Source organism: Microbispora rosea (genome assembly GCF_044460045.1).
In the GTDB taxonomy this organism is placed as follows: Bacteria; Actinomycetota; Actinomycetes; order Streptosporangiales; family Streptosporangiaceae; genus Microbispora; species Microbispora rosea.
The window spans coordinates 714,629-731,975 of sequence record NZ_JBITJO010000003.1 but is presented as its reverse complement, the minus strand read 5'-3'; the positions used below and the strand labels follow the sequence as shown (position 1 = coordinate 731,975).

Genomic DNA, 17,347 nt, shown 5'->3' with positions numbered 1-17,347 from the left:
GGGAGTAGCCGCCGGTGCGGAAGCCCATGCCGCCAGATCAGCCGCCGTGTCAGGTGGGCGTCAGGCGGGGCGGAGGAGTGCGACCAGGAAGGTCGAGTCGTCCCTGAACGGATGCAGGTCCCAGGTGGACAGCAGCAGGTCGGGTTCGAGCGCGACGGCGGCCGCGTCCGCGAAGAACTCGCTGAACTCGTAGCCGCGGCCGGCGCCGAAGCCGATCGCGACCCGGCCGTCCGGCGCGAGGTGGGCACGGAACCGTCTCAGCACCTCGCGACGGGTGCTGGGCGCGAGGAACGTCATCACGTTCCCGGCGCAGACGACGGCATCGAACGGCGTGGTGACGCCCTGCGCGGGAAGGTCGAGTTCGGCCAGGTCTCCGACCATCCATCGCGGCCCGGGGTGGTCCTGCTCGGCGGCCTCGATCAGGGCCGGATCGACGTCGACGCCGACGACGTCGTGGCCGGCCTCGGCCAATGCGCCACCGACCCGGCCGGTTCCGCAGCCGGCGTCGAGGATGCGGGCGCGGCGCGGCACCATGGCGTCCACGAGGCGGGCTTCCCCGGCGAGGTCGTCACCGGCGTGAGCCATGGAGCGGAAGCGCTCGATGAACCAGGTGGAGTGATCGGGGTCGGCGGCGACCTTCTGCATCCAGATGCTCTGTTCAACCATGCCTGAATTCTCCCGAGTGGAGGAGGCGGCGAGCGACGCGGTACCGGAGGGCCGGACGCCCGGGCGTCACCGGAGAGGCGTCACCGGAGCCCGTGCGCGTCCGCCCAGTCCGCGACGGCCGCGGCGATCAGCTCCGGGTGGTCTTCCGGGGTGTGGTGCCCCGCGACCTCGTCGAACCGCCGGATCTCGAGGCCGGCGACATTGGCCGCACACCAGTCGATCATGTCCTGGTGCACCATCGTGCCGGGTCCGGGCGCGAAGGCGAGCAACAGCTTCGGCACCTCCGGGCTGGCGGCCAGCCACCTGTCGTACGCCTCCACGCGTGCCACCACGTCGGCCGGCTCACCGCCGAGCGGCATCGAGCGCGCCCACCGCAGCAGCAGCAGGCGGCTCTCGCGCGTCGGGTACGGCTTGCGGTAGACGGCCAGGTCGTCCGGGTCGATGGGGGCCGCGACGGTGCCCGGCAACCCCTGTTCGATGAAGGCGTCGTCCTCCAGGATCATCTTCTCCCCGACGCCCTCGGTCTTGATCGCCGCGAACAGCTCCCGGCCGCCTTCGGGGAACTCCTCCCAGGTCATCGGCTTGACGATGGTCTCGGTGAAGGCGATCCCGCGTACGCGGTCCGGGTGGCGGGAGGCCCAGTCGAAGGCCAGCGCGCCGCCCCAGTCGTGGCCGATGAGGACCACGTCGCGAAGGTCGAGGGCGTCGAACCACGCGTCCAGATAGCGGGCGTGATCCGCGAAGGTGTACGCGATGTCGGGCTTGCCGGAGTCACCCATGCCGATCAGGTCGGGGGCCAGCCGGCGGCCCACGCCGATCGCGGGGATGACGCGCCTCCATAGGTGGGACGAGGTGGGGTTGCCGTGCAGGAAGACCATCGGCGCACCGGAGCCGGTGTCGCGGTAATGGAGGGTGGAGCCGAGAACGTGCTGAACGGGCACGACAGGTCCTTTCAGAGTCGAGCGGAACACATCGATCGGTTCATCGGAAGGCGGAGGCGTTGCGGACCGCCCAGTCGGCGAAGGACCGGGGAGCACGGCCGAGCACGCGCTCGACGTCCGGGCTGACCCGCTGCTCCGCGTCCGTCGGCTCCCCCAGGATGGCGAGGGTCCCCTCCACCACCTGCTCGGGCATGAACTGCAGCATCTGCGCCCGGGCCTCCTCCCTGGTCTGCTCGGCGAACCGCACCGGCGTGCCCAGGGCCGCGCCGATCGCCGCCACGCGTTCGCGCGGCGTGGTCGGCGCGGGACCGGTCAGCTCGTAGACGCGGCCGGCGTGCCCGTCCTCGCGCAGGACGGCCGCGGCGACCTCGGCGATGTCGGCCGGGTCGATGGTCGGCAGGCCGACGTCGCCGAACGGGGCGGCCGCCGAACGGCCCCCGCGGACGGACTCCGCCCAGGCGTAGGCGTTGGAGTGGAAGCCGCCGGGCCGCAGGATGGTCCACTCCAGACCGGACCGGCGCACCGCGTCCTCGAAGGCGGCGGGGTGGCGGTAGAAGTCCGGCCTGGTCCCCGCCCCCTGCGAGGACAGCAGGACGACCCGCCGGACCCCGCCGGCCATGGCGGCGTCGAGGATCGCCTGCGGGTTCTGACCCGCCACCAGCAGGAACAGGGCGTCCGCGCCTTCGAAGGCGTCCTTCAGCCCGGCGGGGTCGTCCAGGTCGGCCCGCACCTGCCGCACGCCCTCGGGCAGTTCGGCGGTCCGCCGGGAGACGGCGGTCACCCGCTCCCCCGCGGCGGCGAGCAGCGCGACGACCTGCCCGCCGACGTTTCCGCTGGCGCCCGTTACCACGATCATGATTGCTCCTCAGTGAGTTAGTTAACTGACTGAGAAGACCGTAGCGGCCCATCGGACCACTTGTCCACTTCTGGTCAGTCGACCGACTCAGAAACTCCGAGATGCGCCCGGATAACCCGGAGGTCGTACGCCGCCCGGCTCGTCTCGCGGGTGCGGGCGCCAGGGACCAAGCGGCCGCCGTCGCCAGAAACTTTCACCGCCGTCGTCGCCGTTCGCGGCGCGGAGCGTGCGCAGCCAGGTGAGCGCGGAGTGCACCGGCGCCCGTTTGACGGGGCCCTTGACGCCCCGGAACGCGACGCTGACACTGAGCGGCGATCTCCCCCGAACGACAGCGTGCTCTCGAGGGCACTTCCGTGCCGAGATTGTTAGCGCTCACATCGACACGCTCACATCGACATCCCGTACCGTCCGTCCCGACGAGAGGCACCCCCGTGGACACCTCCGTACGCTCTCCCGCATGGCCGCGCCGCGTCCTCGCCCTGGCGGTCCTGGCGCTGCTCGCGATCTGCCCATCCCTTGTGGCCGCCGGCCCCGCCCAGGGGGCGACCATCGACACGAGCGCGTCGTACGTGCTGGTCAACCGCAACAGCGGCAAGACGCTGGACGTCTACAACAGGGCGACGAGCGACGGCGCGCCCCTGGTGCAGTGGGCCCGCAACGACGGCGCCAACCAGCAGTGGCAGTTCGTCGACTCCGGCGGCGGCTACTACCGCCTCAGGTCGAGTCTCAGCGGCAAGGTCGTCGACGTCTCCGGCCGCTCCACCGCCGACGGCGCCGACGTCATCCAGTACACCGACAAGAACGCCACCAACCAGCAGTTCCAGGTCGTCGACACCGACAGCGGCTACGTGAAGCTGATCAACCGCAACAGCGGCAAGGCCCTGGAGGTCTGGGAGTGGTCCACCGCCGACGGCGGCCGCATCTCCCAGTACGCCGACCTGGGCGGCGCCAACCAGCAGTGGCAACTCGTCAGACTCACCTCCTACCCCGACCCGGGCTACGTCACCGGCGACATCACCGTGCACGACCCCGAGGTGACCAAGAAGCCCGACGGCACCTACCTGCTCGCGCACACGGGCGACAACATCGCGCTCAAGACCTCGTCCGACCGGACCGCCTGGCGCAACGCGGGCGTGGCCTTCCCCGGCGGGGCCTCCTGGACGCACGCCTACACCAACGGCAGCAACACGCTGTGGGCGCCGGACATCACCTACGTCAACGGCAAGTACTACATGTACTACGCGGCCTCGACCTTCGGCTCCAACCACTCGGGCATCTTCCTGGCCACCAGCACGACCGGCGCGTCGGGCTCGTGGACCAACCAGGGCCTGGTCATCGAGTCGACCACCTCCGACAACTGGAACGCCATCGATCCCAACCTCGTCATCGACGACCAGGGCCGCTGGTGGCTCGACTTCGGCTCGTTCTGGTCGGGGATCAAGATGGTCCAGCTCGACCCGGCAACGGGCAAGCGGCTGGACGGCACGATCCGCAGCATCTCGGGCCGCAACGGCGGCGCGACCGAGGCGCCGTTCATCTACCGGCACGGCGGCTACTACTACCAGTTCGTCTCCTTCGACCTGTGCTGCAAGGGCGCGTCCAGCACCTACCGCATCATGGTCGGCCGCTCCACCTCGGTCACCGGCCCGTACGTCGACCGGAACGGGACGGCGATGACGTCCGGGGGTGGCACGCAGGTGCTGGCCGGGCACGGCAGCATCCACGGCCCCGGCCACCAGGCCGTCCTCGCCGACAACGACGGAGACGTCCTCTTCTACCACTGGTACGCCGACGACGGCTCCTCCCGCCTCGGCATCAACAAGCTCGGCTGGGACGGCGCCGGCTGGCCCTACGTCTACTAGTCACCGGAGAGAGACGATTTTCATCTGACTCGGCCTGTCTGGCGAAAAGTTACGATCTCGACGAGATTTGCGTGGCGCTCTGGCGTGCGGCCGCGCGCGGCGGTGTGATTGCCCCGGCCTGATCCCCCCCACAGGCATTCGAGAAGGGGTCGCACAACGGTGAGAACTCCACATCGCGGCATCGCCGTCGCGGTCGCCGCGGCGGCGGCGCTGTTCCCCGCCGCGCCGTCCGCCCTGGCCACCGCCTCCACGGCCGGGCCGCGGGTCTCCTGCACGGCAACGCTGTCGGCGCCCACGCGCGAAGCCGCCTTCGGCGAGGCGGCCAAGGCGACGGGCGCGCCGGAACCACTGCTCAAGGCCGTGGCGTACATGCTGTCCCGCTGGGACGACCACCGGGGCAAGCCGAGCTCCGACGGCGGCTACGGCGTGTTCGACCTCGGCGACCGGGCGCCCGAGGCATGGGACGGCGCGGACAAGGGACGCGCGGCCGGGGCCACGAGCCAGATCGCGGCGGCGTCCGGGCTGACCGGGCTCACGGCCGACGCGCTGCGCCGGGACCCGAACGCCAACATCTGCGGCGGGGCCGCGCTGCTGGCGTCCTACCACGACGGCGGCGACGGCCTGGGCTCCTGGCGGGACGCGGTGGCACGGTTCGGCGCGAAGAACGACTTCGTCCGGCAGGTCTACCAGACCCTGCGCAGCGGCGAGAGCCGCGTCACCGCCGACGGGCAGCGGGTCACCCTCGCCGCCGACGAGTCGGTGACCCTGCCCGCCATGCGGCTCGCCGCCGGCGCCGACGTCGACTGCCCGGCCGGTCTCGACTGCGAGCCGATCCCCGCGCCGTACGCCAAGGGCTCGGCCTCCGAGCCGGACAACACGACCGACTACGGCAACCACGACCTCGCCGACCGGACCGGACCGGGCGGTCCCACACTCGACTACATCGTCATCCACGACACCGAGGGCTACTACGACCCCTCGGTCCGGTTGGCCCAGGACCCGACGTACCTCGCGTGGAACTACACCATCCGGTCCTCCGACGGCCACATCGCGCAGCACCTCGACGCCAAGGACGTCGGCTGGCACGCCGGCAACTGGTACGTGAACATGCACTCCATCGGCATCGAGCACGAGGGCTTCGCCGGGACCGCGGCGTGGTTCACCGAGTCGATGTACCAGACCTCGGCCACCCTGGTGAAACACCTCGCGCAGAAGTACGGGATCCCGCTCGACCGGGCGCACGTCATCGGCCACGACCAGGTGCCCGGGACCGTCCTCGGCGCCACCAAGAGCATGCACTGGGACCCGGGGCCGTACTGGGACTGGGACCACTACTTCGACCTGCTCGGCGCTCCCATCGGCGGCGACCTGAAGACCACCGCCGACGTCGCCCCCGGCGACGTCGTGGAGGTCCGCACCGGCTACCAGGACAATCCCCAGCCGGTGACCGGCTGCGCCGCCGCCTCTCCGCCCTCCCCCGACTGCGTCACCGGGGCCGGCACCAACTTCCTCCCCCTCCGCCAGTCGCCGTCCGAGACGGCGCCGCTCGCCGCCGACCCCGGCTGGAAGCCCGGCTCCACCGCGGGCTCGACGTACGCGAGCGACATCAGCGCCCGGGTCGTCTCCGGCCACAAGCTCGTCGTCGCCCAGGTGCAGGGCGACTGGCTCGGCGTGTGGTGGGCCGGCTCCCTCGCCTGGCTGCACAACCCCGCAGACCGGCCCGTCGTGGTCCGCACGCAGGCGAAGACGGTCACCGTGAAGTCCGCGACCACCCCCGCCGCCGTCTACGGCCGGGCCTACCCCGAGGCGTCCGCCTACACCGGCACCGGCATCCCGGTCCAGGCGCTGTCGCCGCTGGAGTACAAGATCCCGTCCGGGCAGACGTACGCCGTGAGCGACGACGACCTGGTCACCGACTACTACCGGGCGACCACGTTCGACGGGTCGGCGCCCGGCGACCGCACCGACCTCAAAGGCCAGGACCGGTACTACCAGCTCTGGTACGCCCACCGGCAGGTCTTCGTCCGCACGGCCGAGGTGGACCTGCACGACGCGCAACGGTCGCCGGTGTCCAGCACCGCGCCGCCGGTGATCAGCGGGTCCGCCAAGGTCGGCGGTGAGCTCACCGCCTCCCCCGGCACCTGGTCGCGGCAGGTGGCGGGCTTCACCTACCAGTGGTACGTGGACGGTGCGAAGGTCCCCGGGGCCACCGAGCCGGCGTACCGGCCGGGCGCCGGGGACCTCGGCAAGAGCGTGCTCGTCGAGGTGACCGTCGACGACCCGTACTTCACCGCCGCGTCGGCACGGTCGGCGGCGACCGCGCCGGTGGCGCCGGGAACGTTCACCTCGGCCCAGCCGCCCGCCGTGAGCGGGACGCCGAAGATCGGCCGAACGCTGACCGCCTCCCCCGGCGCCTGGACGCCGTCTCCGGAGAAGGTCGCCTACCAGTGGCTGCGCGACGGCGTCCCGGTCAAGGGCGCCACGAGCCGCACCTATCACCTCAAAGGCCACGACCGCGGCGCCCGCATCGCCGTACGGGTGACCGTGTCGGCGAAGGCCTATGCGAAGGCCACCGCCACCTCGGCGGCGACCCGGCCGGTGACCACCCGCTGAAAGTGCGGCGGGCCGGGGAGGGCTCTCCTCCCCGGCCCCGCCGTCAGGCGTGCCGCGGGTAGGCCGAGACGAGCTTCGCGGCGGCCTTCCGCGCCAGGTTCAGGGTGTCCTTCCAGTGGCTCGCGCGGGCGCTGACGACCTGGACGACGGCGACCGCCGATCGATGCCGGATGACCACGTAGTCGAAGTGGTACAGCTTGGCGTCCTGCCCGCGGTATACCGGGTTCGAGTCCTGGACCTCGAAGGCGTAGGCCGCCTGGCCCAGCCTGCCCGGCGCGCGCTTGACGATCTTCACCATGTTGCGCCGGTCGCCCGCGCCGTCGCAGGCCGCGGCGACCCGCTGGGCGGCGGAGGTCATCTTCTTGAGCGCGGCGGCGTCGCCGGTGTACAGGCGCTCCCCGCCGGACGCACGCCCCAGAACGAGGGCGCTGTGCACCGGCTCGTCGAACACCGCGTCGAACGCCCGCGCGGCGGTGAGGCAGGGGGCGTCGTCCACCTCCAGCCCGGTCAGGTCGAGCCGCTTGAGATCCATGGGCACCGCGCCCCATTCCTTGCCGAGGTCCTTGGTCGTGACCAGCAGCTTCTTGAGTTGCGTACGGCTCAGCGGCCGGTCGGACGCCGCCGAGGCCGGGACGGCGGCGGCGAGCGAGGCGGCGAGCGTCAGAGCGGTCACGGCGATCCGGGCTGGGTTCTTCATGCAGGCGTCCTTGTCGGTCGGGGGGATACCTTCGCGGGCTTGCTCATGCGGATTTCACCGGCGCCTCGGCAGCGTACACAATCCCGGGCATTCACGGCTTCGCGCTTATCGCCTTCAATTCGGCGTGCTTCTCGCCGATTTCGGACCGAGCTTCCTGTGAGGCTTTACCCGGCGTACTGTGTTGGCCGGCGCTCCGGCCGCTTTCCCCGCCCACACTTCAGGAGCCGACGATGGATAACGAGATTCAGCTGCTCAGTGACGGCGATGGCCTTGCGGTCATCGGGAATCCGGCTGCCGTGGATCGTTTCCTCGTCTCCGAGGGACTGCCGTCAAAGGACCTCGGACTGAAACGGCTCAGATCTGTCCTCAACACCGGGGCCGAGGCCGCACAGGCAGGTTCCGAGATTGCCGCAAACGCGGGCCGCTGGGTGAAGCTGACCGAGAAGTCCGCGCGAGCGATGCGGAAACACCCCCTGATGAAAGGTTCGGAGACGGGCGTCAGCCGTGCTGTGCTGACCGAGAAGGGCAAGATCAATGGACTCCTGGAACTGGTGAGGACGCCCGGATCGTTCCTGACCAACCCGGCGATTCTGGCCGGCGCCGCGGGGCTCATGGCGCAGCTCGCGATGCAACAGACCATGGACGAGATCACCGACTATCTCGCCATGATCGACGAGAAGGTCGACGATGTGCTCCGCGCCCAGAAGGACGCCGTGCTGGCGGACATGATCGGAGTGAACCTCATGATCGAGGAGGCCATGACCATCCGCGAGCAGGTGGGCGTGGTCTCCGAGGTCACGTGGTCGAAGGTCCAGGCCACGCCGGTGACGATCGCGCGGACCCAGGCCTACGCGTTGCGTCAGCTCGACGCGCTCGCGGAGAAGATGGACCATAAAGCCAAGATCGGTGATCTCGCCAAGACGTCCAAGGAAGCCGAGCTCACGGTTCAGGAGTGGCTCGCCGTCCTGGCTCGTTGCTTCCAGATGCAGGACGCGATCGCCGTGCTCGAACTCGACCGGGTGCTGAACGCGTCTCCGGAGGAGCTGGACCGGCATCGCCTCGCGCTCCGGGCCGCGCGGCAGAACCGGCTGGACCTCATCTCCCGGAGCACCGAGCGTCTGCTGGCCCGCATGGAGGCGGCTGCCGTCGCCGCCAACACCAAGGTGCTTCTGCACCCGACCACGTCCCGGGCCGTGGTGCAGTCGACCAACGATGTCGCGGTCACCGTCGTCGACTTCCACGGACGGCTCGGGATCGAGCGCGGCCGGCAGTCGCTGGAAGCAAGACGTTGGGCGGACGCGGCCTCGGAGGTGAGGGACAAGGTGCTCGAGACGGGAGCAGAGGGCGTCGACGCCGCCGTGCACCTCGGTACGGAGACCCTCGACCGGGCCAGATCGGTGATGGGCAGGCTTTCCAGCGGGATCGCCGAGCGAACGCTCCGTCCGCGCGGGGACGAGGAGAGCTGACTGCCGCCTGAATCTCAGGGGCGCCCTGGACGCTCCGTTCCCGGGATCCGTGCTCGTCAACGAGCTCTCCCCGGCGGTCCAGGAGGACGCCCAGGCCGGGCATCTGCTGAAGCCGGAAGCGTCCGCGCACACCTGGCACACCGACTACCAGGACGCCTGACGGCCCCGAAGTCCATGGGGTCGGTTGTGAGCGGTTCGGCGAGCAGCACATACTTGATGAGATGAAGCCAGCCAGCGGCGCGTCCCGCCGTCACCTGCCCACCAGTCCCTTCAAGCCCCCGCCTCCGGCCCCGCCTGTCGAACAGTTCAGTGTGAACGACCAGGTCACACATGATCGGTACGGCCTCGGCGTGGTCGTGGAAGTAGAGGAGGGGGTGGCTGTGATCGTCGATTTTCGATCGCAGCAGGAAAGAATCCTGACCCCATACAAGAAGCTGCACAAACTCTGAGACGGATGCGCCGCAGGGGAAGCGCGTCGTGCGAGTACAGCTCCGCCGGCGACACGCCGGCGGACGCCCACGCGCCGGCGCACTCCCTCACGGCCGGATCCGAATGTGCATCCGCCCTCGCCAGAAGCTCCCCTGCCCGGACCGGGCAGCGGCGCTTGGAGGATCGACGAGGTGCGGCACGACGGAGCGTGTGCCCGGACATGAGTCGGGGCCCGCGCTTGTAAAGCGCGGACCCCGAATCACGATGCGTACCTGAGTCAGGCGGGCACGATGTTCTCGGCCTGGGGGCCCTTCTGGCCCTGGGTGATGTCGAACGACACCTTCTGGCCTTCCTGCAGCTCGCGGTACCCCTGGGCGGCAATGTTGGAGTAGTGGGCGAAGACGTCGGGGCCGCCACCCTCCTGCTCGATGAAGCCGAAGCCCTTTTCCGCGTTGAACCACTTCACGGTTCCGAGAGCCATGTTGAATCTCCTTTAACAGGGACCGAACCGGAATCCGCACTGTGCTGATTCCGCGTCGCCCGATGAGGCCCCTCCGGAGAAGGCCGGAAAAACAAAATGCGCCTGAAGGTCACATCCCGCCAGGCGCACACGAGTTTCATGGGTACCACAACTGCAACTCGGTAGACCGTAGCACATGCAGGGGGCGACGGGCACATCTGAGGTTAAAAAATCCGGATGCCCCGGCCGGGCCGCATGACCGAAGTCATCAATTCCCTCCCGCGCGGCCACAACGTCATCAGACAGGAGACGGACGCCATCCGTCGGACTGCACGTGGCGCGGCGGCCGTCGGCCGCCGCGCCATGGGTGCGGTGTTGCGGGTGTGCAGGATCAGCCGGCGCTACAGGAAACCGTCGGCCAGGTCCAGTTGCCGTTGTGCTGGATGGTGACCCCGAAGTTGTTGCCGCTGCCGTTCGGCTTGGCGGTCATCACCTGGGAGCTGGGCCAGCTGGCGCTGGTGTTCCAAGTGGCGATGATCTTCGCGGGGGACGGGACGTTCATCGTGACCGTCCAGTTGTTCGAGCCGCTGACCGAGACGTTGAGGTTGTAGCGGTCGCTCCACGACTGGCCGGCGGACAGCGTCGCGGTGCAGCCACCGCCACCGCCGCCACCGCCGCTCGGGGGCGGCGTGGAGCCACCGCCACCGCCACCACCGCCGCCGGAGGAGCCGCCGATGGTGATGTTGGAGCTGCCGCTGCTCTGGTAGCCCTCGGTCGCCAGGATCTGGTAGTCGTGGTTGCCCAGGGACATGCCAGCGCGGGCCCAGGCGTCGAAGTGGTTGCCGACGGTGATGGTGCCGCCGGTCCTCTTCTGCTGACGGACGCTCCAGTACTGGTTGAAGGTCTGGTTGCCGTCGATCGAGGGCGCGTTGTAACGCGTCGTCTGGTAGATGTCGTAGGTGCCGCCGTCGGAGGTCACGGTGCCCTTGAAGGTGCCCGTGGGCCGGTAGGTGCCCCAGTTCTCCACGATGTAGTACTCCACCAGCGGGCTCCTCGTCCACCCGTACAACGCCAGATAGGCGTTACCCGAAGGGTTGAAGCTGCCCGAGTAGGTCACCGTCCGGCGCCCGCCGGGGCTCCAGCCCTTGCCCGCGACGAAGTTGCCGGTGTTGCGCCAGGAGGTGCTGTAGTTTCCGCCGGACCCCAAGTCCATGGAAACCGTGCCCTGGCTGTCGGTCCAGAACGAATAGAAGTATCCGTTGTTGGTGCCGGTCTGGTTCGTGGTGACGGCGGCGTGGGCGACGCCGGGCAGCATCGCCACGGCCGCGGCCAGCGCCACGGCGCAGACCCGGGCGATGAACACCCTGACGCGGCCGCGTCTGCGGCCTAACCAATGAGCGGGGGCATCGATCATGCGCGCTTCCTCCTCGAGAAGGCTGACGGGGGCAGACGGCGTACGGCGACTCGGCGGGGCACATAAGCGGGCGGGGTGGCGGCCATCGCGCGACGGCTGCCGTACGCCTCCGAAAACTATCGGAGCTTTGACGAAAGTATCGGGCGCGGTAGTTCGGTTGTCAACGATTCCTGTAACGCCGCCGAAACCTTAGGATGAGGGGGTTCATCATTTGCGCTGGTCAAAGGCGTGCGTTTGGTCAGTCCGCATTTCGGCGCACAGTCAGAACAGCAGGTCAACGTCCTTGAAAGTTTCACCCCAGCCGGCCCGCCACCACCCGTCGCCCGCCACACCCGCCGACCAGGCCGGCATCGGTGCGCGCGGCCCCCGGCGTCAGGCGGAGCGTCGCACGAGGTCCTCCAGCACGGCCACCGCCTCGCCGGCCCACTCGTCGGTGCGATGGGCCAACGCTTCCGATGACGACCGGCGACGGCAGGGTTCTCGCGCCTGATCGTACAGCCGCCGCGCAGACCATATTGGACGATTACGTCCAATCGATCCTACCTGGCAACAAGGTGGGATGACGGGCTCAGATCTTGACTACGAGGCGGTGTTCAACGCCATTCCGTGGGTCGACGCTTGGTCTGACGACCGCTCGCCGGCAGATGCTCGCGCCTGGTTGGATCGCCGCGACAGTGACATGATAGTGGACGATTGCGTCCATTTGAGCTATGCTTACCCAATCTGTCGAATCACGGTGTCAAGCACGCGGTGCCGCTGAAGCGCGCGGCAAGGGGCGGGCGGTTGCATGTCCACTGCTTACGACGTCAGAGATCAGCTGTTTCAAACGTTCAACGACCACAACCTGGGCCAACTGGGCCTGTACTACAGTGCGAGCGCCGTCTGGATCGGTCCAGAAGGCGTGGCGGAAGGACTGGAGCAGATCGTCACGGTCTACGAAGAGCTGCTCGCTGCTTTCCCCGATGCCCGCCTGACACCCTGGTACAAGGCGACCTTCAGCGACCCCGCCGTCACCGAATGGATGCTCACCGGCACCCATACGGGGCCCTTTCTTCTCCCATGTGGGCGCTACCTGGAAGGGTCCCACCGTCAGATCGCCGTTCGCGGTTGCTGTGTGGCTCACGTCGAGCACGACAGGGTCATCACACACCAGGTGTATTACGATCAGCTGGAGTTGTGCAGCCAGCTTGGCCTGCCCCGCGTAGCGGCGACGGTCGACTGATCACTCCTCTCAACGCGAACATCTGGTTGTCGAGGCCCGCATGACGGTGACCTGCGCGGACGATTCTCTCAGCAGTTCGACGCCCCGGCCGGCGCCGGCCGGGGCGTCAAGAACGGGGTCGCCGATCTAGCTGACGCTGTCAGCGACGACGTGGATGAGGTTCTTCCCTTGTGCGACGATCGCCTGCCGCCATGCGTTGAAGGTCGCGTCGCTGGGGTTGAACGGCGTCTCGAAGTGCTGCATGTCCGGGGTGTGGATGTGCCCCGCAGGAATGCTGAGACCCATCCGGTCGCGCAGCAGAGTGTTGCGGTACGCGCTCTCGTTGGACAGATAGTTGCCGCCGCCGCCACTGTAGGAGCACGATTCCGGATCGGGCGGAATGGGCGCCGTGGGAGGCGGGAACTCGTTCGGCGGCGGGTTGTTACGGGTCACCCGCTCCGGCGAATTGCAGTCGGGAAATTCGGTGTAGTTGGTGTGCCAGACGATGCCGAAGGCGACCGAGGTGTCCGGCCAGGTGTCCCCCGGAGGCCGCGGGACCGATGCTCCGGTATTGGCCTTGATCATCTCGGCGACAGGCAACGTGGCCGAAGTCCACTGTGGCGGATCGGTCAGACTGAACTCGGTCGGCCCGCCCCACCGGTCCACCACCTTCGCATTGCAGCCGTGGTTGTCGACCGCCAGTTGGGGCGTACCGTTGACCGCCGCGCACGGCCGGAAATTGTCGTTGCCGAGTGAAACGCCGTGGTAGCGGCCGTTCCACTGTTCGAGGTTGAACACCGAACCACCGGCCTGGCTCACCGTGATGGAGGCGTCCACCCGACGGGGGCCGTCCTTCATGAACGGCCCCACGGTGTCTTCCAGGTAGCCCTGTTCGAACTCGGGATAATTGACAGGGAGGGTGTACGCCTCGATATAGGCGGTCTTGCCGTCCTTGGTCTTGTACGTGGTGCCGTCGAGCGACAGGGCGGTCGCGCCGGACGGGTTGCCGTGCCGGATGTTGTTGCCGACCGAGCCGGGGGCCGTGCCGACGGTTCCGCCGTCAAGCGTGTACGGGTCGAAGCCGCTGCTGATCACCCGCACCACACCCTTGCCTGCGGGGAAGTCGATGTCGAACATCCCCCGAGAGGCCCGGTCGAAGGTGGTGATGAGGGCGGCTCGGTCCTCTCCGGCGAGATCGAACCGCGGCGTCCACTCGCGCAGCGCCGCGGTCGATTGGAGGCGGGTCCAGTAGAGCGGCCGGTCGTCACTGTACGGGAGGCTGCCGTCGATCTTGCCCTTGTTCTGGGCGCGACGTACGGCCGCCCGCCACAGGTGCCGGCCTTCCTCCTTCGCCAGAGTCGTCGCCGCTGCGAGGTTTCCGGTGTGGCAGAGCTTGTTGATGAGTTTCGGAGCGAAGTCCTGAAAACCACCGCCCTCGATCATTTGCTGGGCGAAGGGCTTCGACTGCAGAAGGGCGGGGTCGTCGTTGTCGGGAAGGGCGAAGCTCAGCCGGTTTTCTTCGACTGACAGCGGCGCGCTCGGGTCGAGACAGCCGGATGCGTTCGCGGACGCGGGGGTTGATGTCGCGAAGGCCGCCGTGGTGGCGAGCACCAGGGCAAGCGCGCCAATGCCGGCAATGGACGGGGGGGTTTTCATCCTGACCGCTTCCTCCTCATCTACTTCCTTGCGCAAGTCGTTCTGCCCGTGTGGAAGCGAAAGCCCCGCAGGCCGACAGTGGGTACGGCGGTAATGCGATGGCATTCCGCCCTTGGGGTTCAATCTCGAAACGGCAGTCGTCCGCTGCGCGCCTCGTCGAGGTCGGGGCCGTTGCGTAAGTAGAGGTCTACGCCCTTGCCGTCTGCGCCGCTGGGGTTCCACGGCGGAGGTCAGGGCGCCAACTCCCCGCCCTCATCGCGGCGTCGGCACAGCCATCTCGGCGTCGGGCGTTCCGGCGCGGCGGACCGCGGTGCTCTACGACTGGCCAACCGCCTGCTGGCCAATCCTGAGGGTGCGGCCGGCCTGGAGATCACGTTGGGCGGGCTGCTGGTGCGCGCGAGCGGTGATCTGCTCGTGGCGCTTACCGGAGCGCCCTGTCCCGCCACCGTCAGCTCCCCGGACGGACGCACGCGCGGCGTCGGGCACGCGTCGGTCGAGCACCTGCCGGACGGGGCCACGCTGCGGCTCGGTGTGCCGCCCCGCGGGCTGCGCACCTACCTCGCCGTCCGCGGCGGGATCGACGTCCCCGAGGTGCTGGGGTCACGGGCCACCGACCTGCTCTCCGGCCTCGGCCCGGCACGTCCGGCGCCCGGAGCACTGCTACCAGTGGGGCCGCCCCCCGTGGAGTTCCCTGCTGTCGATCTCGCCCCGGCGCCCGAACTCGAGTCGGGGGATCTCGTCCTGGCGGCCGTGCCGGGACCACGCCACGACTGGTTCAGACCGGAGGCGCTGGCAGCCCTGTGCGCCGAGCCGTACGAGGTCACCCCGCACAGCGACCGGATCGGCATGCGGCTGCGTGGGCCACGCCTCGAACGCGCACGCGACGGGGAGCTGCCGAGCGAGGGTATGGTCCCCGGCGCACTGCAGGTGCCGCCGTCCGGCCAGCCGACGCTCTTCCTAGCCGATCACCCCGTGACCGGCGGATATCCCGTCATCGCGGTCCTACGTGACGACGAGATCGGACGGGCAGCGCAGGCCCGCCCGCGCGTCGGCCGCCGAATCGCTCCTGGCCGCCGCGTCCGCCCCGGAGCCGCCTACCGGCCTTCGTCGAGGTCGATCGCGGTGCGGTCCACCAGCCGTTCGTAACGCTGCCTGGCGGCCTGCGGGGTGCCGAGCCCTAGGCCGAAGGCGATCTCCTGCCACGTCATGCCGCGCCCCCGCGCCATCCGGAGGAGCGCGGCCTCCAACTCGTCCATCTCGGCCCGGGCCTGCGGGACAAGAGTCAAGGCGGCCGTGATGTCGGCCTGGTCCACCTCCGGCTCGCCGTCATCGAGCTGCGCGGCCCCGCTCAGCAGGAACGACACGAGTCTGACGGCTTCGTGGGGTCCCATCACGAAGGGGTGGACCTGCCGGCCGCGTTGCCCGTCGGTGGTGGCGTGCCGCTCGGCGATACGGAACAACGACGCGTGGACGCGCTGCGCGCGCGCCGCCTCCGGACGCGGAGACGTGAACGGATCGAGGGGCTGGTCGGCGGTCGGTCTCATACCGCCCAAGGATGTAGCCACAACTCTTCATTGTCAACGTACCGTTGTGAACATCTCGTTCAAGTGGCAGCGTGACCTGCAACTCCCGCGCGATCTCCGCGCTCAATTCGCGCGGACTATGTCTGGCCGAGGCCGGCATAGCCCTCGGCAGCACGTTCGCCACCGCCTTGACCGGAACGCCGTGTTCAGGCCCCGCCCGCCGGTGCTGCTGGTGATCCCACCGTCGCCGACAACCCGGGGGACGAACGCGCCGCTGTAGAAGGGGTGGCGCAGGAACGCGTACGGCAGGCCGTTGCGAAGGAGAATGGTGGTCATGAGCCGGCTCCCTCTCGCCTCGATCCCGGCCGGGCCGGTGGCCGTGCCCGGCGCCGTCGCCGAACTCGCCGCGGGCGACACCGTCACTCCGGTGTGGCGCAACCAGCTCGGCGGCCTGACATTCCGGCTGGAGGACGCGAACGGCGGCACAAGGTACGTCAAGTGGGTCGCCGCCGGCACCCCGGAGATCGACCTGCCCGGCGAGGCGGAGCGCCTGGACTGGGCCGGGCGGTGGGCCGCCGTTCCTCGGGCGCCGACGTGGGGACGAAACGCGGACGGCGCCTGGCTCGTCACGGCGGCGCTTCCCGGCCGCTCGGCGGTGGACCCGCGCTGGACCACCGATCCCACCACCGCCGCGGCGGCGATCGGCCGGGGGCTTCGCCTGCTCCACGACACCCTGCCCGTGCAGGAGTGCCCATACGACTGGGGCGTCGAGCGGCGGCTCCGCGGTCGCGACGAGGCGGCCCGGCAGCGTCTCGGCGAACCGCCCGCAGTCGACCGCCTCGTCGTCTGCCACGGCGACGCCTGCGCTCCCAACACCCTGCTGCACGACGACGGGACGTTCGCCGGGCACGTCGACCTCGGCTCGCTGGGCGTGGCCGACCGGTGGGCCGACCTCGCGGTCGCCGCCTGGAGCACGGAGTGGAACTACGGCCCGGGATACGACGGCGTCGTGTACGACGCATACGGCGTCGCCCCCGACCCCGAGCGCATCGCCTACTACCGACTGCTGTGGGACCTGGCGTGAATCGCTACTTTCCCTTGTCCTGATTCTTCTCCTGGTCCTGGGGATACCAGGGCAATTCGATGCGGCTGGCTGTACAGCGGTATCAGGATGTCGCTCGAGGCTGGTCGCACCACCTGAAGGAGCCGCCCTCGGGATTCACGTCGGGCCCGTGGCGGAGCATCACCGGACGGATGCGGGCGAAGAAGACGGAGCCGCTCACGGACCGCCGGCCCCCCGATATGGCTCCGGCGGCGCGAGGCGATCGTCGGGGCGATCGATGGTCTGGGATCAGCCCAGCTGTTTCCAGATGCGCGTGAGCGCAGCGGCCCGGGTTGAGCCGCGGCCGCATCGCGCGCAGCAGCAAGCGCAGGTCGCTCTCGCCCGTCACCACGAAGCAGGCCACGCCCGCCACTGGATCGCCATGCGGAAACCCCGGCGCGGCCGGGTCACCGTGATTGTTAGCCATAACATTTTGGCCCGGCCATTCGGGCCGGAAACGA

At 69.3% G+C, this 17,347-nt stretch carries 15 protein-coding genes; 7 read left to right on the top strand and 8 right to left on the bottom strand.

Annotation, left to right across the window (positions count from 1 at the left end):
* Window positions 1–60 precede the first annotated feature (60 nt).
* The 3 genes from ACIBK1_RS15640 to ACIBK1_RS15630 all read right to left on the bottom strand — a co-directional run bounded on the left by ACIBK1_RS15640 (window position 61) and on the right by ACIBK1_RS15630 (window position 2,463).
* Window positions 61–666, bottom strand: coding sequence for a class I SAM-dependent methyltransferase (locus tag ACIBK1_RS15640; protein ID WP_396735412.1), 606 nt, complete (start codon window positions 664–666; stop codon window positions 61–63).
* Between the two features lie 80 nt (window positions 667–746).
* Complete coding sequence (locus ACIBK1_RS15635; protein WP_396735409.1) at window positions 747–1,607, bottom strand: haloalkane dehalogenase; 861 nt, start codon at window positions 1,605–1,607, stop codon at window positions 747–749.
* A gap of 40 nt (window positions 1,608–1,647) precedes the next feature.
* Window positions 1,648–2,463 carry an NAD(P)H-binding protein gene (locus tag ACIBK1_RS15630; RefSeq protein WP_030512228.1) on the bottom strand — a complete coding sequence of 272 codons (816 nt, stop codon included), beginning with the start codon at window positions 2,461–2,463 and terminating at the stop codon, window positions 1,648–1,650.
* Between the two features lie 431 nt (window positions 2,464–2,894).
* On the opposite strand from ACIBK1_RS15630, the gene ACIBK1_RS15625 reads away from it, so the two are divergent.
* Both ACIBK1_RS15625 and ACIBK1_RS15620 read left to right on the top strand, forming a co-directional pair.
* A complete protein-coding gene (locus ACIBK1_RS15625) occupies window positions 2,895–4,325 on the top strand; it encodes a family 43 glycosylhydrolase (RefSeq protein ID WP_051762801.1) in 1,431 nt (476 codons plus the stop codon).
* A 159-nt stretch (window positions 4,326–4,484) separates the two neighbouring features.
* Window positions 4,485–6,938, top strand: a complete 2,454-nt coding sequence (locus tag ACIBK1_RS15620; protein ID WP_051762799.1) for an N-acetylmuramoyl-L-alanine amidase — start codon at window positions 4,485–4,487, stop codon at window positions 6,936–6,938.
* Between the two features lie 43 nt (window positions 6,939–6,981).
* Here ACIBK1_RS15620 and ACIBK1_RS15615 read toward each other — a convergent pair whose 3' ends face one another.
* Window positions 6,982–7,635, bottom strand: coding sequence for a hypothetical protein (locus ACIBK1_RS15615; protein ID WP_030512225.1), 654 nt, complete (start codon window positions 7,633–7,635; stop codon window positions 6,982–6,984).
* A 476-nt stretch (window positions 7,636–8,111) separates the two neighbouring features.
* Here ACIBK1_RS15615 and ACIBK1_RS15610 point away from each other — a divergent pair, with 476 nt between their 5' ends.
* On the top strand, window positions 8,112–9,101 hold the full coding sequence (locus ACIBK1_RS15610) for a hypothetical protein (RefSeq protein ID WP_231514186.1): 990 nt from the start codon (window positions 8,112–8,114) through the stop codon (window positions 9,099–9,101).
* Window positions 9,102–9,322: 221 nt separating this feature from the next.
* Entirely contained in the window at window positions 9,323–9,550 is a 228-nt protein-coding gene (locus ACIBK1_RS15605; protein WP_030512223.1) for a hypothetical protein, read from the top strand.
* Window positions 9,551–9,807: 257 nt separating this feature from the next.
* Here ACIBK1_RS15605 and ACIBK1_RS15600 read toward each other — a convergent pair whose 3' ends face one another.
* Together ACIBK1_RS15600 and ACIBK1_RS15595 are read right to left on the bottom strand one after the other, a co-directional pair.
* Window positions 9,808–10,011 (bottom strand): cold-shock protein, encoded by a 204-nt coding sequence (locus ACIBK1_RS15600; protein ID WP_030512222.1) that lies wholly within the window; start codon window positions 10,009–10,011, stop codon window positions 9,808–9,810.
* Window positions 10,012–10,381: 370 nt separating this feature from the next.
* Window positions 10,382–11,404 (bottom strand): glycoside hydrolase family 11 protein, encoded by a 1,023-nt coding sequence (locus ACIBK1_RS15595; protein ID WP_396735403.1) that lies wholly within the window; start codon window positions 11,402–11,404, stop codon window positions 10,382–10,384.
* A gap of 787 nt (window positions 11,405–12,191) precedes the next feature.
* On the opposite strand from ACIBK1_RS15595, the gene ACIBK1_RS15590 reads away from it, so the two are divergent.
* Entirely contained in the window at window positions 12,192–12,626 is a 435-nt protein-coding gene (locus ACIBK1_RS15590; protein WP_030509808.1) for an ester cyclase, read from the top strand.
* Between the two features lie 126 nt (window positions 12,627–12,752).
* Here the strand turns inward: ACIBK1_RS15590 and ACIBK1_RS15585 are convergent, their stop codons facing one another.
* Window positions 12,753–14,297: a hypothetical protein gene (locus ACIBK1_RS15585; protein WP_156081041.1), complete on the bottom strand. Its 1,545-nt coding sequence runs from the start codon at window positions 14,295–14,297 to the stop codon at window positions 12,753–12,755.
* A gap of 159 nt (window positions 14,298–14,456) precedes the next feature.
* Here ACIBK1_RS15585 and ACIBK1_RS15580 point away from each other — a divergent pair, with 159 nt between their 5' ends.
* Window positions 14,457–15,407 carry a biotin-dependent carboxyltransferase family protein gene (locus ACIBK1_RS15580; protein WP_396735400.1) on the top strand — a complete coding sequence of 317 codons (951 nt, stop codon included), beginning with the start codon at window positions 14,457–14,459 and terminating at the stop codon, window positions 15,405–15,407.
* Here the strand turns inward: ACIBK1_RS15580 and ACIBK1_RS15575 are convergent.
* The gene (locus tag ACIBK1_RS15575) at window positions 15,356–15,805 is read right to left on the bottom strand and encodes a DNA-binding protein (protein WP_396735397.1); all 450 of its coding nucleotides are present in this window, start codon (window positions 15,803–15,805) and stop codon (window positions 15,356–15,358) included. The genes ACIBK1_RS15580 and ACIBK1_RS15575 overlap by 52 nt on opposite strands.
* Window positions 15,806–16,118: 313 nt before the next feature.
* Between ACIBK1_RS15575 and ACIBK1_RS15570 the strand changes: the two genes are divergently transcribed.
* A complete protein-coding gene (locus tag ACIBK1_RS15570) occupies window positions 16,119–16,868 on the top strand; it encodes a phosphotransferase (RefSeq protein WP_396735394.1) in 750 nt (249 codons plus the stop codon).
* Window positions 16,869–17,347: the final 479 nt, after the last annotated feature.

What these genes read in the sequence shown, in the direction of transcription:
- ACIBK1_RS15605 (WP_030512223.1), top strand. Translation starts at nt 9,323, where the DNA reads ATGAAGCCAGCCAGCGGCGCGTCCCGCCGTCACCTGCCCACCAGTCCC.
- ACIBK1_RS15610 (WP_231514186.1), top strand. Translation starts at nt 8,112, where the DNA reads ATGAAAGGTTCGGAGACGGGCGTCAGCCGTGCTGTGCTGACCGAGAAG.
- ACIBK1_RS15640 (WP_396735412.1), bottom strand. Translation starts at nt 666, where the DNA reads ATGGTTGAACAGAGCATCTGGATGCAGAAGGTCGCCGCCGACCCCGAT.
- ACIBK1_RS15595 (WP_396735403.1), bottom strand. Translation starts at nt 11,404, where the DNA reads ATGATCGATGCCCCCGCTCATTGGTTAGGCCGCAGACGCGGCCGCGTC.
- ACIBK1_RS15615 (WP_030512225.1), bottom strand. Translation starts at nt 7,635, where the DNA reads ATGAAGAACCCAGCCCGGATCGCCGTGACCGCTCTGACGCTCGCCGCC.
- ACIBK1_RS15575 (WP_396735397.1), bottom strand. Translation starts at nt 15,805, where the DNA reads ATGAGACCGACCGCCGACCAGCCCCTCGATCCGTTCACGTCTCCGCGT.
- ACIBK1_RS15600 (WP_030512222.1), bottom strand. Translation starts at nt 10,011, where the DNA reads ATGGCTCTCGGAACCGTGAAGTGGTTCAACGCGGAAAAGGGCTTCGGC.
- ACIBK1_RS15630 (WP_030512228.1), bottom strand. Translation starts at nt 2,463, where the DNA reads ATGATCGTGGTAACGGGCGCCAGCGGAAACGTCGGCGGGCAGGTCGTC.
- ACIBK1_RS15590 (WP_030509808.1), top strand. Translation starts at nt 12,192, where the DNA reads ATGTCCACTGCTTACGACGTCAGAGATCAGCTGTTTCAAACGTTCAAC.
- ACIBK1_RS15570 (WP_396735394.1), top strand. Translation starts at nt 16,119, where the DNA reads ATGAGCCGGCTCCCTCTCGCCTCGATCCCGGCCGGGCCGGTGGCCGTG.